Consider the following 25,406-nt stretch of genomic DNA (forward strand, 5'->3'; position numbering starts at 1 on the left):
TGACGTGGCGCAAATTATAAATGCGTTTTTACGGTCCGTTACGACAGCTAATCCGCTTGCGGCCCGGTACCATACCAAGTACGGTCTGCCCATGAATTTGATTGAAAGTCGTATATTCGCAGGAGTGTTCATATACATTGCCCTGCTTTTCCCTGCATCTGCATGGGCGCAGTCGGAATTGCCGCTGCCCATTGTTTTTGAAGATTACCCTCCCTATGAGTTCGTGGAAGATGGCGAAGTCAAAGGCATGAACATCGAGATCATCCGAGAGGCCTTTTCACGAATGGGCATCAAGCCCTACTTCGAACCCCGGCCGTGGAAACGCGCCCTTTTTCAGCTTTTGGAAGGGGAGATACTTGCCCTGTCCTCCGGATTTCAGACCAAGGATCGCGAGGAATTTGTCGCGTATCCCTCCGGAGGAGGTCTGGGGATGGAAATCAATTGCGTCATCATCCCCGCAGACAGTGACCTGAAGATCACTTCGCTGGATGACCTGCGGGGCCTCCGCGTGGGCGTTGTGCGCAGCTATGTCTACGGCGGTGGATTCGATGAAATCGAAGGTCTGAACAAGATCGAGGCCGGATCCACGCATCAGCTCCTGCGTATGCTGCTGAAAAGGCGCATGGACGTGGCCATCGGCAACAAGATGGTTTTCCGCTATCTGGCTCTAAAGCGAGAACAGGAGAGCAGCCTGCAATTCCCATTGGAAATTGCCCGCGAGCCGTTGCATCTCATGTTCTCCAAGGCCTACGGCCCCAGGGGAATCCAAATGGCCCGCGACTTCGGTGTTGCCTTGGAGCAGATGAAGAAGGACGGTACCTTCGACGCCATCGTATCGCGATATTGAGACAACGCTTCTAATAATTGCTTTCTTTGTTTGCAGCGTGGTACGCTGCATTATGTTTTCCCGCATTTTGACATCTCGGGGGAACCTCTTATTTGTCCCTCTTCTGGTCGCGCTGCTGGCGGCCCTCTTCCTGTGTGTTCCGCAGCCCCTGCGGGCGGAGGAACCCTACGTCATTCTGGCTGATGAGTACCCACCGTGGTATCACTGGCATGAGGGCCAGATCTCAGGGCCATACGCTGACGCTGTCCGTGCGACGTTTGCGCGTATGGGCATCCCCATCCATATCAAGCACAGCACCTGGAAGCGCGCGTTGTTCGAGTTGGAACGGGGCGGTACCGTGGGAATGTTTGCCGGTATCTGGACCCGTCGTCGTGCAGAGTTCACCATGTATACGACCGTTCCTCTGGGTGAAGAGGAGAAGTGGGTCGTGACCCTGAAGGATTACCCCACGGAGTTCAAAACGCTGGGTGATCTGCGGGGACACACTGTGGGCGTTGTGCAGGCATATTCGTACGGGGCTGACTTCGATTCTATGGAAGGGGTGAAGCGCTGCCGTTTCATTACCGAAGATCTGCTTATCAAGAAGTTCCTCTCCGGTCGCGAGAAGATCATACTGATCAGTCGTGAGGTGTTGGAGAACCATGTCGCTCAAAGTGGCGGTTTGGAGCGGATAAAGTTCCATTTCATGATTCAGCAACTCCCTCATTATATGATGTTTTCCCGCAAGCATCCGAACGCCAGCAACTTGGCGCGCGATTTTTCCCAGGCTCTACGCGAGCTGCGGATGGAAGGTCTAATCAAGTAGTATTCTCCTGCTGCTTCTCTCTTGACGTCTGCATCGAAATTCCTATCTTCTATTACCAAACTCAATTTGGAGGATTCACTGACATGACCAGTCAGATTAAGACAGTTTTGCTTTTGGGCCTGCTTACCGGCCTTTTGATGATGCTCGGCGGTGCCATGGGCGGTCGCGCCGGGCTTGTTCTCGCCTTCGGATTTGCCATGGTAATGAACGTGGGTTCCTACTGGTACTCGGACAAGATCGTCCTGAAGATGTACAAGGCGCAGGAACTCTCCCCCGGCGATGCCCCGCATATCCACCGCGTAGTGGAAGAGATGGCCCAGGCCGCTGGCATTCCCAAGCCCCGCATTTTTCTTATCCCGCAGGACTCCCCCAACGCGTTCGCCACGGGTCGTAACCCCGAGAACGCCGTGGTGGCCGTCACCCGCGGTATCGTCAACATCCTGAGCCCGGATGAGCTCAAGGGCGTATTGGCTCACGAACTGGGGCACATCGCCAACCGTGACATCCTGATCCAGACCGTGGCTGCGGTGCTGGCCGGTGCCATCGTGTTCATTGCCAACATGCTGCAGTGGACCGCCATCTTCGGCTTTGGCAATGACGACGAGGAAGGCGGCAACCCCATTGCGGCTCTTGCCATGGCATTCCTCGCGCCCATTGCTGCCGGTCTCATTCAGATGGCCATTTCCCGCTCCCGCGAGTACCTCGCTGATGATACGGGCGCACGCCTCGCCGGCAACCCGCTTCATCTGGCGGGCGCACTCGGCAAGCTCGACTCCGCCAGCAAGCAGGTCCCCATGGAGGGCAGCCCGGCCACAGAGAACATGTTCATCGTGGCACCATTCAGCGGCAAGCGCGCAGCGTCCCTGTTCGCTACCCACCCGCCCATTGAGGACCGTATCGCTCGACTGCGCGCCATGGCGGAAGGTCGTTAATATGTATCGTACCGCTCTCGCTCTTCTCGTCGCACTCTTCGTTTTGTTCCCGGCTCTGCATGCCAAAGCCGACCATCGGCGTACGCCTGTGGTCCAGGCGGTGGAGTCTGTCAGCCCGTCCGTGGTCAACATCACGGTGGTGAAAGAAGCGCAGGGCGGTGCCCGTTCGCCGTTCGGCGATCCTTTCTTCGATCAGTTCTTCAAGGGCTTCCCCGGTGTCCAGCCGCGTCAGTCCCAGTCGCTTGGTTCCGGCGTTATTATCGATGGGGCCAAAGCCCTTGTCCTGACCAACGCCCATGTCGTTGCCAAGGGCAACAGCATTACGGTGCGTCTCAATGACGGCCGTGAGTTCCAGGCCGATCTGGTCGGTTCCGACCCGGACTTCGACCTTGCGGTGCTCAAGTTGCGCAAGGGCCATGACCTGCCGCAGGTGGCCATGGGCGATTCCGATGACATCTACATCGGTGAGACGGTCATCGCCATCGGCAATCCTTTTGGCTACTCCCACACTGTCACCACCGGCGTGGTCTCGGCCCTGAACCGCCCCATGAAGACTAACGCGGGCGCCTATGGTTCCTTTATTCAGACCGATGCCGCCATTAACCCCGGCAACTCGGGTGGCCCGCTCCTGAACATCAACGGCAAGCTCATCGGCATCAACACCGCCATCCACGCCCGTGCCGAGGGGATCGGTTTCGCCATCCCCATCAACAAGGCCAAGTACGTGATCAACGAGCTGCTCAACACCGGCCACGTGGCCCCCATCTGGCTCGGCATCTTCGGACAGGATCTTGACCAGCCCACGGCACGCTATTTCAACCTCAAGTCGCTGGACGGTATGCTTGTGGCCGAGGCCATGAGCGGGACCCCCGCAGCCAATGGCGGCATTCAGCCCGGTGATATCGTCCTCGGCTTCAATGGGCGCAAGATTTCCGGCAAGGATGACTACATGACCCAGCTCTTCGGCATCACGCAGAAAGAGAAGGTCAAGCTCGTGGTCCAGCGCGAGGGCAAACGACGCACCGTGACTCTCTCGCCGCAGGCCATCGATAAAACCACGGCCCTTGATCTCGTGCGCCTTCGCTGGGGATTTGAACTGGTTGACCGCAACTCCGGTGGCGGCGCTGAAGTCACCACGGTTATTTCCGGCAGCCCCGCCGACAAGCTCGGCCTGCAGCGCGGCGATGTCATTCATCAGATCGGCAACCGCCGTCTGTCGTCCGGCATGGATTTGCTCAATGCCTTTCTCCGCAACCGCATGCAGAAGACCGTTCTCATGCGAGTGCAACGTGGACGTGGTTTCTACCACGTTCGCCTGACCCTCTAGGGGGACTCAATCAAAAAAGCTTGCGCTTTTTAATCACATCGAAGACTACTATACCGTGATTGAAGGAATGGATTAATATTTAGCAGGGAGGTCTCCCATCGAAGGTCAACGAAGATACTGGACGGAGCAATGCGCGAACAAAGAGTTCACGACTCCGTTCATGATCGATACATTTTCGGATAATGTGGCCAAGGATGCACGCATCCTCGACTTCGGCTGTGGTTACGGCCGTACCCTCAACGAGCTCGATCAGGCGGGATTCACCGATCTGACCGGCATAGATTTTTCCGAGTCGCTCATTCAGCGTGGTCTCAGGGAACATCCCTCTCTCAATCTCGCCGCCTATCCCGGCGGGCCGCTTCCCTACGAAGACAACACTTATGACGCCGCTCTCATGCTCGGTGTGTTTACCTGTATGCTGGAAACCAAGGAGCAGGCAGAAGCCCTCCTTGAGTTACAGCGTGTGCTCCGTCCCGGTGGTATTCTCTACGTTAACGACTTCCTGCTCAACCGCGACAAGCGCAATCTTGACCGTTATCAGGCCGGGCAGGAGAAGTATGCGTTTTACGGGACCTTTGACGTAGAAGACGGCGGAGTGCTTCGTCATCACGATCGTCATCACATGGAAGCCCTGTTCTCGGCCTTCGAGACCATCGTCTTCGAAGAGGTTGTCTACGATACCATGCACGGGCATCATTCCAACGGGTTTTACGCTGTGCTTCGGATGCCGTAATGCCTCCGGCGGGCCCTCGCCGGGCAGGCGTCGCCGACGGCCAGAGAACCACTTGAAAGAGGTTCTCTGGATTCTCCAGAACTTTTTGTAGCTCGCTTCGCTCGAGGGTGTTTGTACTCTTTCATAACAACGTAAGGCTTTGGAGGGTGGTGCAGCGCTACGGTGAGGATTTACTCGTCGCCCGGTAACGCAGCAGATGCGCCGCTATACAAAGCCGGGGCAAACACCAACAAAAAAGCCCTTGCCTGCAGATGCAGACAAGGGCTTTTTTATTGGCGTTTGGTTACGCCTAGTTCAACAGGTCCGGACGGGCAATGTCGATCTGAGCGTTTTCACGAAGTCCTGCCATGTAGGCGGTCAGGATTTCGTTCTCGTAGTTCTGGGAGGCCTGAGCCATCCATGCTTCCTTCTGCTCTTCCCAGGTCTTTTCATCCGCGGCAATGCGCTGGTTCAGGCGAGCAACGATGACGCCGGTAGGCATGGCGAACGGCTGGGCCAACCAGGCCTTGTCCTTGGCACCGAAGACTGCGGTGGCAAGGTTCGGGTTCTGGCCGAGGTTCGGCACGAAGCCCTGGCGGTTGAAGGGCATGGAGGTCTTGATCTTGTCCTTGTACAGCTTGGCTGCTTCCGGATTGGAAGTGACAGTGGCAAGGATCTCCTCGGCAGCCTTCTGAGCTGCTGCGGTGGCCTTTTCCTGCTTGATGTTCTGAACGATGAGGTCCTTGACCTGCTCAAGCGGCATGGGGGTGGAGGGGATGTCCTCGACCTTTTCGATGAGCATGTAGCCACCGTCCACGGCGAGCGGGGTCATGTGAGCTTCACCAGCGGGGATGTCCATGACGACCTTGGCGGCTTCGGGAGTCATGCCGAATGCCTGGGGCAGGAACTGCTCGGGGATGGGCTGGGAGGTCACGGCGAGGAGGCCGAGTTCGTCAGCAACTTCTTCGAGCTTCATGCCGGAAACCATGCGATCCATGGCCTGATCGAGGAGATCGGAAACTTTTTCGGAAGCCTTTTCCTCGGCGATGGTCTGGGTGATTTCTTCCTTCACGTCGTCGAAAGACTTGGAAGTGGCGTCCTTCTTGTCTTCAACAAGGATGATGTGCCAACCGAACTGGGTCTGGACCGGCTCGGAGACAGTGCCCTTGTCGGTCTTGAAAGCCATCTCTTCGAATTCGGGAACCATGGCGCCGCGGCCGAACCAGCCGAGGTCACCGCCGTTCACGTTGGACGGGCCTTCGGAGTACTTCTTGGCCAGCTCGGCGAAGTCTTCACCGGCGCGGGCTTTCTTGAGCACACGGTCGATCTTGGCCTTGGCTTCCTTCTTGACGGAATCAGGGTCGGAATCCTTGGTCATGACCAGAATGTGGCGGGCCTTGACCTCTTCCTTCTGCTTCATGGAGTCGGAGTGGGCGTCGTAGTATGCCTTCACTTCCTCGTCAGCAACCTTCTGGAAAGAAGCGAGTGCCTTGGGGGAGAAGGTCAGGTAGCGGACGCGCACCTGATCGGGAACCATGAATTTTTCTTCGTTCTTGGTGTAGAACTCCTGCACTTCGCCGTCGGTGACGGACACGGACTTCATGAAGTCGGTGGGGGAGGACAGGATGTAGTCGATGGTGGCCTGCTCGCCTACCCAGTCGTAGATGGCGCGGGCCTGTTCCGGAGTGACTTCACCGGTCTTGCGGACCATGTCCTTGACCTTGCCGGCGATGTACTCGTTTTTGAAATTGGCTTCGAACTGAGCGGGGGTCATGCGGATGGAGCGAAGCGCCATCTGGTAGATGTTGCGGTCGAACTGACCCTGCTGGTTCCAGAAGATGGACTGGCGGGTGATGGCCGCGAACACTTCCTCGTCAGAAGCGGAGATACCAAGACGGGCGGCTTCGGCGAGGAGCAGGCGAGAATTCACCAGGTCACCGAGAACCATCTGCTTGAATTGCGGCGACTGCAGCTGGGCTGCAGTGACCTGCGGGTTGGCCTGGCGCATGGATTCGGCTGCGCGCTGGAAGGAGTCTTCAAATTCGGCGCGGGTAATGACCTGGTCATTTACCGTAGCCAGCACGGGATCGTTGCCGGTATCAAGACCGGACATACCGAAGGCGAAGACAAAAACGATGATGATAATGGCGAAAAGGATCTTTACGATCCAACCCGACGCGTTTTCACGCATAATCTCAAGCATTGGCACTCCAAAACACTTTTTCCGGCCGCCCCGCACCATGCGGGGCGGCCAGTTCTATTACTGTATTAGGACTGGTTGTTGCGGACTGCATTAAGCAGACCACCTGACTGGATAATCTCCAGTTCCTTTTTGGTCAAATCATTTGTGACCGCAATGGTCTCTCCATTTCCAGTCTTGATCTCGATTGTGCCGCCCGGAGTCATGTCTCCGGCCGGAATGGTCAGGTCCACGCCTTCCGCCAGCTTGTCGTAGTCGGACGGATCTACCAGCAGCAGCGGGAGGATTCCGAAGTTGACCAGATTGGCGCGGTGGATGCGGGCCAGGGACTTGACGATGACAGCCTTGACGCCCAAGTGACGCGGGCCGAGAGCTGCGTGCTCGCGGCTCGAGCCCTGACCGTAGTTTTCGCCACCAAGAATAACACCAGTGCCGTGCTCCTTCATGCGACCGACGAAATCGGCGTCCACGCGGGAGAAGATGTACTGGCTGATGGCCGGGATATTGGAACGCAGGGCAGTGATCTCGGCACCGGCGGGCAGGATGTGGTCAGTGGTGATGTTGTCTTCCACCTTGAGCAGCACCTTGGCCTCAACGGTCTCGGGCAGCACGGCGAAGTCTTCCAGCGCCACGATGTTGGGTCCGCGCAGGATCTCAACGGCGTCCTTGTCTTCCGGCGGGAACACGAACAGGTCGCGGATGGACGGAACATCTTCGGGCAGCTCAACGCGCTCAGGAGCAGGGCCCCAGGTGGCGGGATCGGTGAACTCGCCTTCCAGCGCGAGGCGGGCAGCGGTCTGGGCGGAAGCCAGGTAAACCTGACCGTCCAGAGTGCCGGAGCGGCCTTCGAAGTTACGGTTGAAGGTACGCACGGAAACACCCGTCGTGGTCGGGGAGCCGCCCATGCCGATGCACGGACCGCAGGAACATTCCAGCAGACGTGCGCCGGAATCCAGCAGCGGTTCGATCAGGCCTTCGCGGGACAGCATCTTCATCACCTGCTTGGAGCCGGGAGAGATGAGCAGGTCCAGCTCGGGCGGAGTCTGCTTGCCGTCCAGAATCTGGGCGGTGTTCTTCAGATCAGAATAGGAAGAGTTGGTGCAGGAACCGATGGCGCACTGGTCGATCTTCTTGCCAGCCAGGTCTTTCACCTTGCAGACGTTATCCGGCATGTGCGGCTGGGCAACCAGCGGCTCGAGCTCGGACAGGTTGATCTGGACCACTTCGTCGTATTCGGCGTCTGCGTCGGCGATCAGTTCCACCCAGTCGTCGCCACGGCCCATCTTCTCGAGGAAGTCCTTGGTCTTCTCATCGGACGGGAAGATGGAGGTGGTGGCGCCCAGTTCTGCACCCATGTTGGTGATGGTGGCGCGATCAGGGACGGACAGGGAAGCCACGCCGGGACCGGCGTACTCAAAGACCTTGCCCACGCCGCCTTTCACGGTCAGCATGCGCAGCAGTTCAAGGATGACGTCCTTGCCTGCGGCCCAACCGGTCAGTTCGCCGGTCAGTTCGACCTTCACGACCTTGGGCATGGGAATGAAATATGCCTCGCCAGCCATTGCCAGTGCAACGGACAGGCCGCCAGCGCCCATGGCCATGGAGCCGATACCGCCAGCGGTGGGGGTATGGGAGTCGGAGCCGATCAGGGTTGCGCCGGGCTTGGCGAAATTTTCGAGGTGCAGCTGGTGGCAAATACCAGTGCCAGCCGGAGAGAATACTGCGCCGGATTTGGCAGCTACAGTACGCAGGTAGCGGTGATCATCAGGGTTGCGGAAACCCATCTGCAAGGTGTTGTGGTCAACGTAGCTGACCGACAGGTCGGTGCGCACTTCGCCGATGCCGATGGCTTCGTACTGCAACCATGCCATGGTGCCGGTGGCATCCTGGGTCAGGGTCTGGTCGATGCGCAATCCTACTTCCTGGCCCGGGATCATCTCTCCGGAGATCAGGTGTTTCTCAATGATCTTGTGGGTAATGGACTTTCCCATCATCTCTCCTGCTTTAAACGTTATCGGGTCACTCTCTCGTCAATCTCCGCGCACGGCACCCTAGCAGGAATGCAGGGGGTCCTCTCTCACAAGCCCCTACGCCGTGGCGGGTTTATATATTAATGTATAGGGAGACATCGCTGCCGCGGGTCTCCTCGCCGGAGTGGCGTCTCCGACGGCCCAAGAACCTTTTGGAAAAGGTTCTTGGGAATCTCCAAAAATTTTTGTCGCTCGCTTCGCTCGGAGGCGGGCAAACGCATAGATGTCTGCTTTATTCGCGCAGAAACCTTATATTTTTTATTCCGAATCTCTTCAAGACAAACTTATCTAGTCAGATAAGCTGAAAATACAAGATTCGCATCCCAGATTAATCCCTAACCGCGCGGATGCGCATACAAAAAGTTTAGGAAAGGGGATGGGATGGGGGTCTGGGGGAAGGGAAGGGGAAGAACCCTTTACAAAGGGTTTTCTCCTTCCCTTCCCCCAGCCGCCGGAGGCATTCTTTAAAAAAGAAAGCCTTTAGACAGCCCGGGGCTGGTTTCCATCTCTTCCATACCGAGGTTGATGCGGTTGATCTTATTGGTGCGGAACTTGATTTCCACATCCAGACGCAGCTTGAGCTGCTGTGCCTGAAAGATCTCCTCGTGATGGTATATTTTCTTCACCGGATCTTCTGCTTCGCGAAGATCGCGGATGGACTGGATGGCCTTTTCGCGTTCCAGAGTCATCTGGGCCACTTCGGCTTCCAGTACATTGACGTCGTCGCTGAGGCGCTTTTCCCCCTGTTCGACGGGACTAACGGATTTTGATTCGTCTGCGTTTGTCATCTTTCTTTTCCTGAACCGGCTTGGGTTTCATCTTACCGGTGGGCAGAGAGTTGTAGAAGTTCCAGAATTCAGGCCAAGTGGCAGTTACTTCGCCGTGGTTTTCCAGCTTGATGCCGGGCACGGAGTAACCGGCCAGAGCACAACCCATGGACCAGAGCGGGTCCGGAGAGAACCAGGTGCCAGACCAGGAACGCTCGCCGGGCTTGATCTCGATGCCGTTTTCGATCTCGTCGTAGGCAACACCCATGCGGTCTAGCAGTTCGACAGTCACTTCGTCCATCTCGCCGGTGAGGGTGGCGGTGTCGAGCTTGAGGGCAAGGGCCATGGCAAGGGGCTGCAGGTCTGCGTATTCACCCAGCGCGATGACCGGGTTGGCAGGCACTTCGCCGTCCATGGTTGCAATGATGTTTTCGGTGCCGACGTCGATGCGAAGGCCCAGAGCGCGGAACTGTTCCAGCACTTTGTCAGCCTTTTCAGACTTGGGCCAGGTGCCTTCGATGTTGATGGAACCGCCAGCCATGAAGGGCAGGGCCAACAATACGGAACAAAGACGCATGGACAGAGGCAGACGCGGATGGCCGTCGATCTTGGGCATGCCGTCGGAGACCTTAACGGAATCCTTGCTGAGTTCGGCGTTGATTCCACAGGCGGTCAGCACGTCAACTGCTTCGGCAACGCGCTCGCGGGCGGCCTTGGACAGACCGTTGATGGTCAAGCCACCGGGGAACGACCAGGCTGCGAGGGTCAGGGCAGCTGCGAAATCCGGGTCAATGGAACCGGGCAGGGTGACTTCCTCGTCCATGGCACCACCGCACTCGAGGCGGGCGGGCAGGCCGGGGTTGTTCGGGTTCATGGCCACGAGGCGAGCGCCGAGCTTGGGCAGCACCTTGTTCAGGCCATTGATGTCGAGCAGCTGAAGGCTCGGCTTGCCGGTGAACTTGCAGCGACCAGCGTGTGCCAGTGCCAGACAGAGCAGCATGTAGAAGTTGAACGGGTCCTCGCCCACGAAGATCATGTTGCCTTCGAAACCGAGGGTTCGGCCACCAGCGTTCTTGATGAAGTCGTCATCCCAGGAGATCGGAGCACCGGCCTGCTTGAGAGCCTTGGCCAAGTCCTTGTTGGGAGCGTTCATGGTAACGGGGGCCAGCGTGGTTTCCACTCCGGCGCTGGCTGCCATGGCAAGCAGCATGCGGGTGTAGCGGAAAGAGCGGGGACCGGTGATGCCGGCGCTGATAGCTTCGACGCGCGGGGCGAGCTTATATGCGTCGCCGGTGAATTTCTTACGGGCGTCGGCCAGAGAGAACTGGTTGAGCAGGGTGAACAGCTGCTTGGTCAGCTTGGCGTCGAGGCCGAGCTCACCAGCGCGGGTGTCGAAAGAAGAGCGGAGCAGCTTTTCGAGCTTGGGATCGACCAGAGACTTTTGGCGGGATTTGCGCCATGCGCCTTCCTTGCGAATGAGGAATGCGCGCTTTTCAAGGAGGTAGAGGAATTCGCGGTCGAGTTCGGAAATGTCATTGAAGCGATGGTTGGTGACGATCTCAGACTTGGAGATGTCATTGTCACTGCCGCCACGGTTGTCCTGGAAGTCACGCTTGGGGCGACGATCAAACTTGCGGTCACCGTCGCGCTTGTCGAAATTGCGGGGGCCGCCACGCTTTTCGAACTTGCGGTCGTTGTCACGGCGCTCGAACTTGCGGTCGCCGTCACGCTTGTCAAATCGGCGCTGACCGTCACGGCGGTCGAATTTGCGTTCACCATCACGGCGGTCGAATTTGCGTTCACCATCACGGCGGTCAAATTTGCGGTCGCCGTCGCGTTTGTCAAATTTGCGCTCGCCATCACGGCGGTCGAATTTGCGTTCGCCATCGCGTCGGTCAAACTTGCGTTCGCCGTCACGTCTGTCGAATCGACGGTCATTGCCGTGCTTTTCGAACTTGCGGTTGTTGTCGCGCTTGATAAATTTGCGGGGGGCTTTGGATTCGTCGCGTTCGGGGCGTTCTACCCGTTCTTCGCGGCGCGGTGCATCAGAGGCACCACGACTGTCGTCGTCTTTGCGGATCTTAATCATAGTCTTTCCGTCTTCCTTATAAATGATATGGTTTCCCGACGAATCGGGAACGACCCTTCTATCTTGAAACGGAATCGCTGGCAACCCCTGTAAATCGTGGGTTTCCGGCAGATCAAGAAAATAGTGTATGCTGCTGATTCGTCAATCAAAATTGATATCCGATAGTCAATTATCGAGCTAATGCACTGCGAATTCCGCGCAGCGTGACCGAAATTATAACGACGATTCCACCCACAATTGCCCAGAAACCAGGCAACTCACCGTAACCAAGTGCCACCCAGATGGGATTGAAGATGGGTTCCAGCATCATGATGAGGATTGCCTCGAGGGCCCTCAGACGCTTGATGGCCCATGTGTACAGCGCGAGTGAAACCCCTTGTTGAAGTATGCCGAGATAGATCAACCCGGCCCAGCTTTCAGCAGAGGGCATGGTCTCGAACATGAAGGGCAGCCCGCACACACAGGTAATGATATGGCCAAGAATGACGGACTCCACAGGGGAGGCATCCTTTTGTGCTCGCATGCAAAGCGTGAAGATGGCGTAGGAAAATCCGGTCCCGACTGCGACTATATTACCTAACAGACCAGTGGGAGATAGTCGGTCGAGAAAGAAAAGAACCATACCACCAACAGTTACGCCGATGAACATCCAATCACTGCGCCGCGTCTTTTCCTTTAATAGCCACGGAGCGAGGAGCGCTACATACACAGGTGCGGTGTATGCCAACAGGATGGCGTTGGCAGAGGTCGTCCATTTAGTGGCAACGACGTTGGTAATGAGTAACCCGGCATATCCGGCAGCCGCGGCGATCTGGATAGGGGAAAAACGAAATGTCAGTTTGTCACGGAATAGCAAAACCAATGTCAACGCCGCCAACCCGCTGCGAAAACCCGTGATAGCCATGGGGTTCCAGTCAACGAGCTTGATGGCAAGGCCGCCAGAGCTCCATATGAGAGCCGTTGTAGCCATGAGTATTATGGCTTTGGTTTTGTCCGACAAATCACAATCTCCGGTATCGGTACAATACTCAGTGCGGTTGCTGATAAAAAGCTACGATATATCGGGATGTTTAGTTGCTCGTGCCGTGTAAGTGACATATGTCACAAACCCGCGCAAGGCGTTCTGCATGGCATCAACGATAATCGAAGAAGACGGGAAAGAGTCTGCCAATAAAAAAGGGGAGGCTGCAAAAGCAACCTCCCCTCGGATAGTCAGCTAGATGCTGACCGCAGTGAGACTACATGTCTTCTGCGGAAGCAGCCTTCTGCATCTTAACCTCAACCTTTTCGGTGAGGTTTGCGTAGTAGTCGCGCAGGATAACGAGGACTTCTTCACGACCGAAGTGATCGGGAATCTCGGTGCCCTCGGACAGGCCCTTGCGGAGCTTGGTGCCGGACAGGATGACGCGATCGTCCTTGCCGTGGGGGCAGGTACGCATGGAAGCCATGCCGTCGCACTTGTAGCAGTAGAAGGTCCAGTCGATGTTCATCGGCTGGCAGAGCAGAGCCTTGCCCGGCTCGGGGCAAGCTTCGGTGACGTAAGGAATCTTCTTGAAGATTTCCTGAGCTTCGAACAGACCGTAGAAGTCGCCGACGCCAGCGTGGTCACGACCGATGAGCATGTTGTTGATGCCGTAGTTCTGACGGAAGGTAGCGTGGATGAGACCTTCACGGGGACCGGCGTAACGCATGTCGAGGGGGTAACCAGCGTTGATGACGTTCTCGGGAACGAAGTAGTTGTCGATCAGGGTCTGGATGCACTTGACGCGGACATCACCCGGGATGTCGCCCGGCTTCAGGTTACCGATCAGGGAGTGGATGACAACGCCATCACAAACTTCAACGGCGATCTTGGCCAGGAATTCGTGGGAGCGGTGCATGGGGTTACGCAGCTGCAGTGCGGCAACCTTGGACCAGCCGCGCTTTTCCATTTCAGCACGGATCTGAGCGGGGGTCAGGTATACGCCGGGGAAACGCTCTGCGTAGTCGCCTTCGGAGAGGACCTTAACGGGACCGGCCAGGTTGTACTTGCCCTGAGCCATAACCATCTGGACGCCCGGATGATCTTCCATGGCGATCTTCCAGAAGACATCGTCAGCGGACTCTTCGCCCTCGCCCTTGTAGACGAGTTCGCATTCCCACTTCTTGTCCTCTTCGGTCATCTCGTACTTTTCTTCAACCTTCATGGTTGCGTACACAGTGCCGTCAGCAGCCTTCAGAGCAACTTCGTCACCGACTTTGACGTCTTCGTCATCGGTGTCGAGGGTGATGGGGATGGGCCAGAAGGTGCCATCAGCCATCAGGAATTTTTCGCAAACGCCGGCCCAGTCAGCCTTGGTCATGAAGCCGTTCAGCGGAGAGAAGCCGCCGATACCCATCATGATCAGGTCGCCCTTGGCGCGGTCAGAAATTTCGAGGGTCTTCAGGCCTTCAGCCTTTTTGACTTCTGCTTCGAGCTCTGCGCCTTCGAGCAGGCAGCAGACGAGCCCTTTACCACCGTGAGGTGCTACGAGATTGGACATAGTAAGCCTCCTAAAAGATAATTTTTCAAGAAAACCATTGCCTTAATTCATGGTGTGCGTCGTTCGCCGCCCCAGAACCATGATGATTTCCCATGTAAATGGTCAGCCTTTAATGTACGTTTGTGAAAGTCGTGTCAAGCGGTTTTTTCCGGAGAGTGGGCGTGTTCTTATATTTGTAATGTGGGAGATTCTGAAGGTAGATTTACTCATAAAAAAGTCTAGAAAAATGTAGATTCCATGCGGCATAAATGTCGTGTGTTTTCGGTCACTTCTGTCGTTTTGATGATATTCGTGCAACACAGAGAAAAAAGGCTTGCTAACAAGTGAATATTTACACTAAAACGTTGGTGGTTTTTCATGGATAATGCCAGGTTTTCACAAAGGCTCTCCGGTCCGGCGGGAATGGACGGGGTAAACGCCGAATTTCTGGCTTCCTGATGCCGCTGCCAAGGCATGACGAGTACCGCTTGTTCAAAAATTCACTTTCTCGTTGACAAGGTCTGGTCGTCTTGCTAATTCCCAATTTCCACACTTAATTGTGTCGATATTTTTGTTTAGGTAGAGGACGTCGGTTTATTTGAATAATAAAACCCTTTAGGAGGAGAAGTTATGCCGACTTTTGTTAACCCGGAAAAATGTGACGGCTGCAAGGGTGGCGAAAAGACCGCCTGCATGTACATTTGCCCGAACGATCTGATGATCCTGGATGCTGACGAAATGAAGGCTTACAACCAGGAACCTTCCGCATGCTGGGAGTGCTACTCCTGCGTTAAGATTTGCCCCCAGGGCGCAATCGAAGCTCGTCCGTACGCTGACTTCGCACCCATGGGTGGTACCTCCATCCCCATGCGCGGCGCTGAAGATATCATGTGGACCATCAAGTTCCGTAATGGTTCCGTGAAGCGTTTCAAGTTCCCCATCCGCACCACCGCTGAAGGCTCCATCAAGCCTTACGAGGGCAAGCCTGAGCCTACCGATCTCGAAAACGAACTGCTGTTCACCGAGACCGAGCTGGCTACTCCTATTGCTACCGCAATGGAAGAGGCTCAGATCTCTGATGCAGATCTGAAGAAAGAGTGGAAGATGGAAGACTACGCTAACCTCGTTTAATTCGAGTTTACGCGTAACATCGTCTTTTTAGACAACTTGAATCACGAATAATACTAGGAGAAATATTATGCCTCTGCTTCCCAGTAAAGAAGCTTCCAAGGGTGTTGCTCTCGCCGAGCCGGAAATCGTTGAGAAAAGCGTAGACATCCTGCTCGTCGGTGGCGGTATGGGTAACTGCGGTACTGCTTTCGAAGCCATGCGTTGGATCGAGAAAGTGGATCCGTCCATCACCCTGGAACTGGTTGACAAGGCTTGCCTGGAGCGCGGTGGTGCTGTTGCTCAGGGTCTGTCCGCAATCAACACCTACTGCGGTGAGAACGATGTTGACGATTACGTCCGCATGGTCCGCACCGACCTCATGGGCCTGGTCCGTGAAGACTTGATCTTCGACCTCGGCCGTCACGTTGATGATTCCGTTCACCTCTTCGAAGAATGGGGCCTCCCCGTTTGGGTTAAGAAAGACGGTAAGAACCTCGACGGCGGCAAGGCTAAGGCTGAAGGCCTGGCCATCCGCAACGGCGCCGAGCCCGTTCGCTCCGGTCGCTGGCAGATCATGATCAACGGTGAGTCCTACAAGTGCATCGTTGCTGAAGCTGCTAAGAACTCCATCGGCGAAGAACGCTACATCGAGCGCGTCTTCATCGTTAAGCTTCTCCTCGACGAGAACGAGCCCAACCGCGTCGCTGGTGCTGTTGGTTTCTCCACTCGCGAAAACAAGATCTACATCTACAAGGCCAACGCTATCTCCGTTGCTTGTGGTGGTGCAGTTAACGTGTACCGCCCCCGCTCCACCGGTGAAGGCATGGGTCGTGCATGGTACCCGGTATGGAACGCTGGTTCCACCTACACCATGGTCGCTCAGGTCGGCGGCGAAATGACCATGATGGAAAACCGCTTCGTCCCCGCCCGCTTCAAGGACGGTTACGGCCCGGTTGGCGCATGGTTCCTGCTGTTCAAAGCTAAGGCCACCAACTACAAGGGTGAGGATTACTGCGAGACCAACCGTGCTATGCTGAAGCCTTACGAGGATCGCGGCTACGCCAAGGGTCACATCATCCCCACCTGCCTGCGTAACCACATGATGCTCCGTGAAATGCGTGAAGGCCGCGGCCCGATCTTCATGGACACCAAGACCGCTCTGCTGAACACCGTTAACGGTGACCTGTCCGGTCCCGAGTGGAAGCACCTCGAGTCTGAGGCTTGGGAAGACTTCCTCGACATGTGTGTTGGCCAGGCTAACCTCTGGGCTGCTACCAACTGCGCTCCTGAAGATCGCGGTTCCGAAATCATGCCCACCGAACCTTACCTCCTCGGCTCCCACTCCGGTTGCTGTGGTATCTGGTGCTCCGGCCCGGACGAAGACTGGGTTCCCGAGTCCTACAAGGTTAAAGCTGACAACGGTAAGGTCTACAACCGTATGACCACTGTTAACGGCCTGTGGACCTGTGCTGACGGTGTCGGCGCTTCCGGTCACAAGTTCTCCTCCGGTTCCCACGCTGAAGGCCGCATCGTCGGTAAGCAGATGGTCCGCTGGGTTGTTGATCACAAAGATTACACCCCCTCCTTCAAGGAGACCGCTGCCGATCTGAAGCAGGAACTCTACCAGCCCTGGTACACCTACGAAGAGAACAAGGGCGGTTCCACCGATCCTGTTGTCAACCCCGCTTACATCACTCCGCACAACTTCATGATGCGCCTCGTTAAGTGCACCGATGAATACGGCGGTGGTGTCTCCACTCTGTACATGACCTCCAAGGCTCTGCTGAACACCGGTTTCTGGCTGCTCGGCATGATGGAAGAAGATTCCAAGAAGCTCGCAGCTCGTGACCTCCACGAACTGATGCGCTGCTGGGAACAGTTCCACCGCCTCTGGACCGTCCGCCTGCACATGCAGCACATCGAGTTCCGCGAAGAATCCCGCTACCCCGGCTTCTACTACCGCGGCGACTTCATGGGTCTGGACGATTCCAAGTGGAAGTGCTTCTGTAACTCCAAGTACGATCCCGCCACTGGCGTGACTACTGTCTTCAAGAAGCCTTACGTCAAGATCATCCCTGACGCCTAGTCACTAGGATAAATGATCATCCCGTGACCGCGGGCCCCCCCGGGCCCGCGGTCACTTCCCAAAACGCCGGGGAAAAATGGTCTGAATCCGGGCCGGGATGAATCAACCCCGGCCCGGGTTTAGGCCATTTTTTTGGCTTATCCTCAACTTTATTCGGGAGGAGTGAAGAGAATGTCGAACAACAGTATTCTCGTTGTAGGCGGTGGATTCGCAGGAATCACCGCTGCCCTCGAAGCCGCAGAGCTCGGCTACGAGGTTTACATCGTTGAAACGAATCCCTACCTCGGTGGCAGGGTCGCACAGCTGAATCAGTATTTCCCGAAGCTGTGTCCCCCGTCCTGCGGTCTGGAGATTCAGTTCCAGCGCATCAAAAACAACCCTAACGTCAAGGTCATCACCATGGCCGACGTCGCATCTGTTTCCGGCACCGCTGGTAACTATGATGTGAAGATCACGCAGCGTCCCCGCTTCGTGAACGAAAAATGTACTGCCTGCGGCGAATGTGAGAAGGCTACCGCCACTCAGATCGAGTCCGAATTTGATTTCGGCACCGGCAAGCGCGGCCTGGCATACAAAACCCATCCTTTCATGTTCCCCATGCGCTACGTGGTGGACGCAGAGAATGCTTCCGAAGGCGAACTGACTGCCATCAAGAACGCCTGCCCCTACGACGCAGTGGAACTGGACGACGCACCCAAGACCATCGACTTGGCTGTCGGTGCCATTGTCGTCGCCACCGGCTGGAAGCCCTACGATGTTTCCAAGCTGACCAACCTCGGCGGCGGCGCTCTGAAGAACGTCGTCACCAACATGCAGTTCGAGCGCCTTGCTGCTCCCAACGGCCCCACCAACGGTAAGATCCAGCGTCCCTCCGATGGTTCCGAGCCCAAGAAGATCGCATTTGTTCAGTGCGCCGGTTCCCGTGACCAGAACCACCTGAACTACTGCTCCTACATCTGCTGCATGGCTTCCCTGAAGCATGTCCGCTACGTCCGCGAGCGTTCCGATGCAAACGTCACCGTTTTCTACATCGATCTGCGTACTCCCGGCCGTTACGACAAGTTCAAGACCATCACCGAGGCTGATGACAAGCTCAACCTGGTGAAGGGTAAGGTTGCCGGAATCGTCGAAGACGCACAGGGCAACCCGATCGTGACTGTCGAAAATGCCGTCACCGGCATCAAGACTGAAGAGAAGTTCGATATGGTCGTGCTCGCCACCGGTATGGAGCCTTGCGGCGCCGGCGCTGGCACCACCGATGCAGACGGTTTCGTCATGGATGGCGAAGGCATCATCGCCGCAGGTTGCGCCAAGCAGCCCTTTGACGTCATGAAGACCGCCCAGTCCGGCACCGCTGCCGCGATGAAGGCGATTCAAACCGTGGTAGGGAGGTAACCCATGGCTGAAAAGCTTGGAGTATATATCTGTGGAGGTTGCGAGATCGGGGATAACCTCGAGATCGACGCCCTGGCCGAATTCGCTGCCAACGGCAAACACTCCTCCATCGTGACCGTGGCCAAGTCCAACGCGGTGCTCTGTAGCCCCGAAGGCAAAGCCATGATCGAGGCCGACATCAAAGAAAATGAACTGGACGGCGTGGTTTGCTGCGCCTGTACCCCCCGCGCCAAGTGGGACGTGTTCAAGTTCGGCGATGCAATCCAGGTTGAGCGCGTGTCTCTGCGTGAGCAGTGCGTGTGGTCCTACCAGGAAGACCCCAAGTTCCCTGGCCAGATGGAAATCATCGCCAAGGACTATATCAATATGGGAATCACCAAGCTGTTCAACAGCCGGATTCCTGAACCGGAACTCCCCGATGCCTTCAAGACCGTGCTGGTCGTAGGTGGCGGTTTCACCGGTCTGAAAGCTGCACAGAACGCTACTGCTCTGGGTTACGAAGTCATCCTCGTTGAAAAGGAAGACACCCTTGGCGGTAAGGCTTCTGGCATGTACAAGTCTTTCCCTCTGGGCGCTCCCTTCAGCGAGCGTGAGCAGGAAGTCGGCATCGACGCCCTGATCAAGGAAGTGGAAGGCAACGCCAAGGTGAAGATCATCACCGGCGCTACCGTTGAGTCCCTGGCTGGCGCTCCGGCCCAGTACAAGGTCACCATCGGCGGCACCGAATACGAGATCGGTTCTGTCGTCCTGGCCACTGGCTGGGTCCCCGGCAAGACCAAGTTCCTGGCTCCCCTCGGTTACGGTTCCATCAAAAACGTGGTTACCACTGCCGAATTTGAAAAGATGGCCAAGAACGGTGGCATCCAGATGGCCGACGGTCGCGCTCCCGCTTCCGTTGCCTTCATCGTTGACACCACTCTGCTGATGAAGGGCGTCACTTACGGCGAGTGCGGCGAAGCCTGCGAAGCTCCCGAAGACATGCCCTGTGATGACACCAAGGAAGATGTGGAAGAGTGCGAAACCTATGTCTACGAAGACAAGGAATCCGCCAAGCACCTCGCTTACTCCTCCGAGCTCACCTCTCTGGTTGCCCTGAAGCAGGCCAACTACGTTCGTGAACTCACTCCGGATGCCATGGCATACGTCGTGTACGATCACATGATGGTCCCCGGCATCAACGAGAAATACTACCAGGCAGCTCAGGACGACGCTGGCGTGATGCTCACTAAGGGTACCGTCACCGCTGTCAAGGAAGCCGGTTCCAAGATCGCCATCACCGCCAAGGACACCCTCCTGGGCGCCGAGATCGAACTGGTCGCCGACATGGTCGTGGTTCCCACTGCCCTCGTTCCGACCACCGCTGCCGATCCGATCATGAACTTCGTCTACCGCCAGGGCCCGGCATTCCCGGACCTCGAGCTGTTCGACGGATTCGCTGATTCCAACTACATCTGCTTCCCCTACGAAACCCGCCGTACTGGTGTTTACGCCGCTGGTTGTGTGCGTCAGCCCATGGGCCTGGGTCTCGCTGAGGAAGATGCTGCCGGTGCTGCCCTCAAGGCAATCCAGTGCATCGAGTCTGCCAACCGCGGCATGGCTGTGCACCCCCGCTCCGGTGATATCAGCTTCCCCGAGTTCAACTTCACCCGTTGTACTCAGTGTAAGCGTTGTACTGAAGAGTGCCCGTTCGGCGCTCTGGACGATGACGAGAAGGGTACGCCGATGCCGAACCCCAGCCGCTGCCGCCGCTGTGGTACCTGCATGGGTGCATGCCCCGAGCGCGTTATCTCCTTCGCCAACTACGGCATCAACCAGATCGGTTCTGCCATCAAGGAAGTCAAAGTTCCCGATACCCTCGACGAAGGCGGTCCCCGTATCATCGTCCTGGCTTGTGAGAACGACGCCTACCCGGCCCTCGACATGGCTGCCATGCGCGGCAAGTCCTGGTCCCCGTATGTTCGCTTCCTGCCCGTCCGTTGTCTCGGTTCCGTTAACGCCATCTGGGTTGCAGACGCAATGTCCAAGGGTGTTGATGGCCTGATGATGCTCGGCTGTAAGTACGGCGACGACTACCAGTGCCACTTCGTCAAGGGTTCCGAGCTGTGTAACCGCCGTAAGGAAAACATCGCCGAATCCCTGGGCCGCCTGGGTGTTGAGCCTGAGCGCGTTGAGCAGTACGAGGTCTCCATCGACATGTACGACCAGGTGCCTGACATGATCGATGAGTTCGTAGAGAACATCACCACCAACTTCGGCCCGAACCCGTTCAAGGGTTACTAGGAGGTACGGCATGTCTAATACCGTTAAGGTACAACCGGACCTTAAGTTCGTAAAAGAGTTGCAGGCCGTAGGCGGCGACTCCCTGAAAAAATGCTACCAGTGCGCCACCTGCTCTGTGGTGTGCCCGCTGTCTCCGTCCGATTCTCCTTACCCTCGTAAGGAAATGGTCTGGGCTCAGTGGGGTCTGAAAGACCGCCTGGTCAATGATATCGACATCTGGCTGTGCCACAACTGCGGCACTTGCTCTGATCTCTGCCCCCGTGGCGCCAAGCCGGGCGACCTGCTGTCCGCCCTGCGTAACATGGCCTACCAGAACCTGGCTCCGCTGCCGATCATCGGCAAGCTGATGGCCTCTTCTTCCGGTATGCTGCCTCTGGCTGCCATCCCGGCACTGATCTACGGCATCATCTGGGTCATCATGGCTGGCAAGGTTGGTTCCTTCCTGCCCAAGTTTGACTGGGATGCCCTCAATCACAAGTGGGTCCCCACTGCAGACGGCAACGTCGTCTTCGGTGGTCTGTTCCCCGGTGACTTCACCATCGACCCGATCTTCATGCTCGTGTTCGCATTCATGGTGTGGGGCTTCTACGCCGGTGTCCGTAATATGCTCAAAGCTCTGGAAGCTCAGCCCAAGACCTTCATCGTGGGTCGTAAGGAAGAGCCTTGCTTCTGCTCCTGCCTGATCGATACGGTCAAGTACGAGATCCTGCAGCACACCCAGTTCAACGACTGCAACGATGACCACTCCGACGAGCTCGACGTGAAGCGCGCCGGTGGTCACAAGATGCTGATGTTCGCCTTCATTTGCCTGATGGTCGTCACCGGTGTCGTTGCTGCCGGTCACTGGGGCGGTTGGCTCCTCCGCGCTATCGGAATCACTGGTCTTGGCGACATCGTGTCCGCCATCGGCCACACCCCGATGCCGATCTACCACCCGATCAAGCTGCTCGCCTTTGTTGGCGCCGGCCTGGGTGTCTACGGTCTTATCGCCCTGACCAAGCGTCGCGTAAACCTCGACGAAGCAAAGCAGTCCTCCAGCTGGTATGACTGGTACCTGATCACCCTGATCTGGACCATCTTCCTGACCGGTATCGCCGCATTCGTCTTCCGCATTCTGAACGTGGCTCTGCTCGCATACCCGATCTACTACGTGCACCTGATTGGCGTCTTCATGATGCTGGCCTACCTGCCGTGGTCCAAGCTCGGTCACCTGGTTTACCGTACTGTGGCACTGTCCTACGCCAAGAAAATTGGCCGCATCCCCATGGGCGCTGACAAATAGTCGCCTTGGTGAAACTATAAAAGAAGCTTACTTAGTTAAGGAGGCATCAAATGGCTGAAGCTAAGGTTTACCCCATGAACGCTTTCGTGTCTGTCCTGCGCGGTGAAGCCGCCGACCAGACTCAGCTCGATATGCTGGCTTACATCACTGGTTCCGAAACCGTCGAAGCCGACGTCGCTCCCGTTGCCCAGGCTCTGTCCAAGGCATGGATCTACGAGCAGGAACCCGGCCTGACCAAGTACGCCGAAGGCGATATCGCCAAGCTCGGCAACCAGGTCAAGATCGAAGCTCTGCCCGAGGCAGAAGCTACTCGCGCTCAGGCTGTCCTCGACATCCTGGCCGCTCTGAAAGCCGAAAATGCAGCCCTCAAGGCTGAAGTAGAAAAACTGACCGGTGAAAAAGCTGATCTGGCCGCTAAGATCGATCCGCTGGAAGCTAAGGTCAAAACCATCGATGCTGCCAACGCAGCCGGTGAAAACCAGGTTTCCGTTGCTACCACCAAGCTCAACGAAATGACCACCAAGCTCAACGATCTCATGGCAGAAGTTGAGAAGGTCAAGAGCCAGGGCGTTGTGGTTGCCGGTGTTGCCGGTGCCGAAGGCGCTGCAGACGCTGGTGGCGACACCCTGTCCACCGGTCCTGAAGTTGGCGGCGAGCCCGAAGCTGACTTCGGTCTCGGCGGTGACGCATTCGGCGGCGACAACTGGTAGGTCGCGAACCGAAATTGTACGCCAAGGGGCCCGCGCTTTTCGCGCGGGCCCCTTTTTTTGCGTCCAATTTTCGGTTCGGTGGCGGCTTGCGATAGCGGCGTATCTGCGTCGTTGCCGAGTACAAAGCTGTCCTCGCCGTAGCTGGGCTACGACTGCGGTAACTTTGCACTCGGCGCCTAGCAGCTACACCACTCTCGCAAGTCTTGGGTGGTCGGGGAGGGGAGTGTGGTTCTTTGCGGGGCGGTGTGCGGTAACTTGCTGTTTGTGGCGGTGCCACAAAGGCGCGTGGAGTGCTATGAAAGAAGAAAGGCCGGCATCCGTGTGGATGTCGGCCTTTTATCAGTATTGGGTACTGTGAGGTTATTTTCTATTCACCGCGAAGGGGGAGAATGCCTGGTCTACGGGCATGACTTCGAGGGAGTTGATGTTGACGTGCGGGGGCAGGGTGGTGGTCCAGTAGACGATCTCGGCGATGTCTTCGGGCTGGATGGATTCGGTGCCTTCGTAGACGTTGTCGGCTTTGGACTTGTCGCCACGGAAGCGGACAACGGAGAACTCGGATTCACACATGCCGGGTTCGATGTTGGTAACGCGGATTCTGGTGCCCAGCAGATCAGCCAGCAGGTTTTTGGAGAAGTGGTTCACGAAGGCCTTGGTGCCGCCGTAAGTGTTGCCGCCGGGGTAGGGGTAGGTGCCAGCCACGGAGCCGAGGTTGACGATGTGGCCCTTGTCTCGTTCGACCATGCCTTCGAGGACGGCGCGGGTGATGTAGAGCAGTCCCTTGATGTTGGTGTCGACCATGCATTCCCACTCTTCGATATCGCATTTCTGAGCGGGCTCCACGCCGAGGGCGAGGCCTGCGTTGTTGACCAAGATGTCGATGTCAGAGAACTCGGCAGGCAGGTCCGCTACGGCAGCCTGACAAGCGGCCTTGTCGCGGATATCGAAGCAGATGGTGTGGACAGGCACATCAAGGGTGGACTTGAGTTCGTCCAGGCGCTCCTGGCGGCGGCCGGTCAGGATGAGCTGCCATCCTTCTGCGGCATATCGTTCAGCCATGGCCTTGCCGAATCCGGCGGTCGCGCCGGTAATGAAAACTGTTTTGGGCATATTTCTCTCTCCTGATTTGCTGTTTTGGATGGAAAAAGGTGTACGCCTATTCGCAATAGGGTGCAAAGGGGAAGTGTACCAATGGTTTTTTTGAATCGTTTTGATCAGTTTGAGGAATGATTGAAGTGCAAAAAATGCATGATTCAGCAGAACAAAATATGAGATTGGTGCATCGCTGTAGTCAGGCGATACGGATTTCATGGGGTGGTAACCATCTATGTATGGTTTATGGTGGGGTCAAATGAATGTTGTTCTGTGATTTGCAAATTTTAAAAAACATTAATCAGGAGATCATCATTCTTGACGGTGATTAGACATTTTTTGTCAAATGGGTTAATAGGTTGTGTCCAATTCTCAAAAAAGTCACTCATTTCAGTTTGTTGAACAGGTACGGGGCTTGGGTCAGCAAGGTGAGTTTTTGGGTTTAGTTTCAAGATAATCAGGAATTTATGGCAAAACTCGTATTAGACGATATATGCGTTCGTTTTGGTGGGTTGCAGGCTTTGACCGATGTCTCCTTCTCTTTGGACAAGGGTGACGTGGTCGGTCTCATCGGTCCCAACGGCGCAGGCAAGACTACGGTATTCAATGTAATTACCGGAGTTTACAAAGCGTCGTCCGGCACTGCTTCCTATGACGGGGAGACCATTACCGGGCTGCGTCCTTATCAGATCCTTTCCAAAGGTATCGCACGTACCTTCCAGAACATCCGGCTCTTCCAGAACATGACCGCCCTGGAGAACTGCATGATCGCCCAGCACAGCCGCTCTACCAAGGGCGTCGTCGGGGCCATTCTGCGCAGTCCTTCACAGAAACGTGAAGAGGAGCGCATCACGGAGAAATCCATGGAGGCTCTGAAATTCATGGGGTTGGAAGAGGTCGCCGACGAGGTGGCTTCCAACATGGCCTATGGTCACCAGCGCCGTCTGGAGATCGCCCGTGCCCTGGCCAGTGAGCCGCATACCATCCTGCTGGACGAACCTGCTGCCGGTCTGAACCCGGCCGAGTCCATGGAGTTGATGCACGACATCGGGCGTATCACCGACCTCGGCATCAACGTGCTCATGGTTGAGCATGACATGAAGGTCGTCATGGGTATCTGCAACCGTATCATCGTTTTGGATCACGGAGTAATGATCGCTGAAGGGCTGCCCGAAGAGATTCGGAAGAACCCCGACGTGATCGAGGCATATTTGGGCCAGTAACGGCTGGCTAAACCGCAA

General features: G+C 56.5%; 19 protein-coding genes. 12 read left to right on the forward strand and 7 right to left on the reverse strand.

Annotation, left to right across the window (positions count from 1 at the left end; all coding sequences use genetic code 11):
• Positions 1-91: 91 nt before the first annotated feature.
• From HFN16_RS07950 to HFN16_RS07970, 5 genes are all read left to right on the forward strand, one after another.
• Entirely contained in the window at positions 92-847 is a 756-nt protein-coding gene (locus HFN16_RS07950) for a transporter substrate-binding domain-containing protein (protein WP_168890249.1), read from the forward strand.
• A gap of 52 nt (positions 848-899) precedes the next feature.
• Positions 900-1,652: a transporter substrate-binding domain-containing protein gene (locus HFN16_RS07955; RefSeq protein WP_168890250.1), complete on the forward strand. Its 753-nt coding sequence runs from the start codon at positions 900-902 to the stop codon at positions 1,650-1,652.
• A gap of 83 nt (positions 1,653-1,735) precedes the next feature.
• Positions 1,736-2,584, forward strand: coding sequence for a zinc metalloprotease HtpX (locus HFN16_RS07960; protein ID WP_168890251.1), 849 nt, complete (start codon positions 1,736-1,738; stop codon positions 2,582-2,584).
• 1 nt (position 2,585) lies between these two features.
• The gene (locus HFN16_RS07965) at positions 2,586-3,911 is read left to right on the forward strand and encodes a trypsin-like peptidase domain-containing protein (RefSeq protein WP_168890252.1); all 1,326 of its coding nucleotides are present in this window, start codon (positions 2,586-2,588) and stop codon (positions 3,909-3,911) included.
• Between the two features lie 160 nt (positions 3,912-4,071).
• Positions 4,072-4,644 carry a class I SAM-dependent methyltransferase gene (locus HFN16_RS07970; protein ID WP_168890253.1) on the forward strand — a complete coding sequence of 191 codons (573 nt, stop codon included), beginning with the start codon at positions 4,072-4,074 and terminating at the stop codon, positions 4,642-4,644.
• Positions 4,645-4,933: 289 nt separating this feature from the next.
• On the opposite strand, the gene HFN16_RS07975 is transcribed toward HFN16_RS07970, so the two are convergent.
• The 6 genes from HFN16_RS07975 to sat all read right to left on the reverse strand — a co-directional run bounded on the left by HFN16_RS07975 (position 4,934) and on the right by sat (position 14,231).
• Complete coding sequence (locus HFN16_RS07975) at positions 4,934-6,826, reverse strand: SurA N-terminal domain-containing protein (protein WP_168890254.1); 1,893 nt, start codon at positions 6,824-6,826, stop codon at positions 4,934-4,936.
• 65 nt (positions 6,827-6,891) lie between these two features.
• Positions 6,892-8,814: an aconitate hydratase gene (locus HFN16_RS07980; RefSeq protein WP_168890255.1), complete on the reverse strand. Its 1,923-nt coding sequence runs from the start codon at positions 8,812-8,814 to the stop codon at positions 6,892-6,894.
• Positions 8,815-9,317: 503 nt separating this feature from the next.
• Positions 9,318-9,641, reverse strand: coding sequence for a hypothetical protein (locus tag HFN16_RS07985; RefSeq protein ID WP_168890256.1), 324 nt, complete (start codon positions 9,639-9,641; stop codon positions 9,318-9,320).
• Positions 9,610-11,709 carry a chorismate mutase gene (locus HFN16_RS07990; RefSeq protein WP_168890257.1) on the reverse strand — a complete coding sequence of 700 codons (2,100 nt, stop codon included), beginning with the start codon at positions 11,707-11,709 and terminating at the stop codon, positions 9,610-9,612. The genes HFN16_RS07985 and HFN16_RS07990 overlap by 32 nt, the downstream gene beginning before the upstream one ends.
• A 169-nt stretch (positions 11,710-11,878) precedes the next feature.
• Entirely contained in the window at positions 11,879-12,709 is an 831-nt protein-coding gene (locus tag HFN16_RS07995) for a DMT family transporter (protein WP_168890258.1), read from the reverse strand.
• 238 nt (positions 12,710-12,947) lie between these two features.
• The gene (gene sat, locus HFN16_RS08000; protein WP_168890259.1) at positions 12,948-14,231 is read right to left on the reverse strand and encodes a sulfate adenylyltransferase; all 1,284 of its coding nucleotides are present in this window, start codon (positions 14,229-14,231) and stop codon (positions 12,948-12,950) included.
• A gap of 609 nt (positions 14,232-14,840) precedes the next feature.
• Here sat and aprB point away from each other — a divergent pair.
• The 6 genes from aprB (at position 14,841) to HFN16_RS08030 (ending at position 23,073) form a co-directional block, all read left to right on the forward strand.
• Positions 14,841-15,341: an adenylyl-sulfate reductase subunit beta gene (gene aprB / locus HFN16_RS08005; protein WP_168890260.1), complete on the forward strand. Its 501-nt coding sequence runs from the start codon at positions 14,841-14,843 to the stop codon at positions 15,339-15,341.
• Between the two features lie 67 nt (positions 15,342-15,408).
• The gene (gene aprA, locus HFN16_RS08010; protein WP_168890261.1) at positions 15,409-17,406 is read left to right on the forward strand and encodes an adenylyl-sulfate reductase subunit alpha; all 1,998 of its coding nucleotides are present in this window, start codon (positions 15,409-15,411) and stop codon (positions 17,404-17,406) included.
• A gap of 171 nt (positions 17,407-17,577) precedes the next feature.
• On the forward strand, positions 17,578-18,801 hold the full coding sequence (locus HFN16_RS08015) for a CoB--CoM heterodisulfide reductase iron-sulfur subunit A family protein (protein WP_168890262.1): 1,224 nt from the start codon (positions 17,578-17,580) through the stop codon (positions 18,799-18,801).
• Between the two features lie 3 nt (positions 18,802-18,804).
• A complete protein-coding gene (locus HFN16_RS08020) occupies positions 18,805-21,081 on the forward strand; it encodes a hydrogenase iron-sulfur subunit (protein WP_168890263.1) in 2,277 nt (758 codons plus the stop codon).
• 10 nt (positions 21,082-21,091) lie between these two features.
• The gene (gene qmoC, locus HFN16_RS08025; protein ID WP_168890264.1) at positions 21,092-22,363 is read left to right on the forward strand and encodes a quinone-interacting membrane-bound oxidoreductase complex subunit QmoC; all 1,272 of its coding nucleotides are present in this window, start codon (positions 21,092-21,094) and stop codon (positions 22,361-22,363) included.
• A 50-nt stretch (positions 22,364-22,413) separates the two neighbouring features.
• Positions 22,414-23,073 (forward strand): hypothetical protein, encoded by a 660-nt coding sequence (locus HFN16_RS08030; protein WP_168890265.1) that lies wholly within the window; start codon positions 22,414-22,416, stop codon positions 23,071-23,073.
• Between the two features lie 360 nt (positions 23,074-23,433).
• On the opposite strand, the gene HFN16_RS08035 is transcribed toward HFN16_RS08030, so the two are convergent.
• Complete coding sequence (locus tag HFN16_RS08035) at positions 23,434-24,183, reverse strand: SDR family oxidoreductase (RefSeq protein WP_168890266.1); 750 nt, start codon at positions 24,181-24,183, stop codon at positions 23,434-23,436.
• A 449-nt stretch (positions 24,184-24,632) separates the two neighbouring features.
• Here HFN16_RS08035 and HFN16_RS08040 point away from each other — a divergent pair, with 449 nt between their 5' ends.
• A complete protein-coding gene (locus tag HFN16_RS08040; RefSeq protein ID WP_168890267.1) occupies positions 24,633-25,388 on the forward strand; it encodes an ABC transporter ATP-binding protein in 756 nt (251 codons plus the stop codon).
• The last annotated feature ends 18 nt before the right edge of the window (positions 25,389-25,406 follow it).

It is taken from the genome of Pseudodesulfovibrio sp. zrk46 (genome assembly GCF_012516435.1).
Classification (GTDB): Bacteria; Desulfobacterota; Desulfovibrionia; order Desulfovibrionales; family Desulfovibrionaceae; genus Pseudodesulfovibrio.

What these genes read in the sequence shown, in the direction of transcription:
- HFN16_RS07975 (WP_168890254.1), bottom strand. Translation starts at nt 6,826, where the DNA reads ATGCTTGAGATTATGCGTGAAAACGCGTCGGGTTGGATCGTAAAGATC.
- HFN16_RS08035 (WP_168890266.1), bottom strand. Translation starts at nt 24,183, where the DNA reads ATGCCCAAAACAGTTTTCATTACCGGCGCGACCGCCGGATTCGGCAAG.
- qmoC (WP_168890264.1), top strand. Translation starts at nt 21,092, where the DNA reads ATGTCTAATACCGTTAAGGTACAACCGGACCTTAAGTTCGTAAAAGAG.
- HFN16_RS08015 (WP_168890262.1), top strand. Translation starts at nt 17,578, where the DNA reads ATGTCGAACAACAGTATTCTCGTTGTAGGCGGTGGATTCGCAGGAATC.
- aprA (WP_168890261.1), top strand. Translation starts at nt 15,409, where the DNA reads ATGCCTCTGCTTCCCAGTAAAGAAGCTTCCAAGGGTGTTGCTCTCGCC.
- HFN16_RS07955 (WP_168890250.1), top strand. Translation starts at nt 900, where the DNA reads ATGTTTTCCCGCATTTTGACATCTCGGGGGAACCTCTTATTTGTCCCT.
- HFN16_RS08040 (WP_168890267.1), top strand. Translation starts at nt 24,633, where the DNA reads ATGGCAAAACTCGTATTAGACGATATATGCGTTCGTTTTGGTGGGTTG.
- HFN16_RS07950 (WP_168890249.1), top strand. Translation starts at nt 92, where the DNA reads ATGAATTTGATTGAAAGTCGTATATTCGCAGGAGTGTTCATATACATT.
- aprB (WP_168890260.1), top strand. Translation starts at nt 14,841, where the DNA reads ATGCCGACTTTTGTTAACCCGGAAAAATGTGACGGCTGCAAGGGTGGC.
- HFN16_RS07990 (WP_168890257.1), bottom strand. Translation starts at nt 11,709, where the DNA reads ATGATTAAGATCCGCAAAGACGACGACAGTCGTGGTGCCTCTGATGCA.
- HFN16_RS08030 (WP_168890265.1), top strand. Translation starts at nt 22,414, where the DNA reads ATGGCTGAAGCTAAGGTTTACCCCATGAACGCTTTCGTGTCTGTCCTG.
- HFN16_RS07960 (WP_168890251.1), top strand. Translation starts at nt 1,736, where the DNA reads ATGACCAGTCAGATTAAGACAGTTTTGCTTTTGGGCCTGCTTACCGGC.
- HFN16_RS07980 (WP_168890255.1), bottom strand. Translation starts at nt 8,814, where the DNA reads ATGGGAAAGTCCATTACCCACAAGATCATTGAGAAACACCTGATCTCC.
- HFN16_RS08020 (WP_168890263.1), top strand. Translation starts at nt 18,805, where the DNA reads ATGGCTGAAAAGCTTGGAGTATATATCTGTGGAGGTTGCGAGATCGGG.
- HFN16_RS07965 (WP_168890252.1), top strand. Translation starts at nt 2,586, where the DNA reads ATGTATCGTACCGCTCTCGCTCTTCTCGTCGCACTCTTCGTTTTGTTC.
- HFN16_RS07970 (WP_168890253.1), top strand. Translation starts at nt 4,072, where the DNA reads ATGATCGATACATTTTCGGATAATGTGGCCAAGGATGCACGCATCCTC.
- HFN16_RS07985 (WP_168890256.1), bottom strand. Translation starts at nt 9,641, where the DNA reads ATGACAAACGCAGACGAATCAAAATCCGTTAGTCCCGTCGAACAGGGG.
- sat (WP_168890259.1), bottom strand. Translation starts at nt 14,231, where the DNA reads ATGTCCAATCTCGTAGCACCTCACGGTGGTAAAGGGCTCGTCTGCTGC.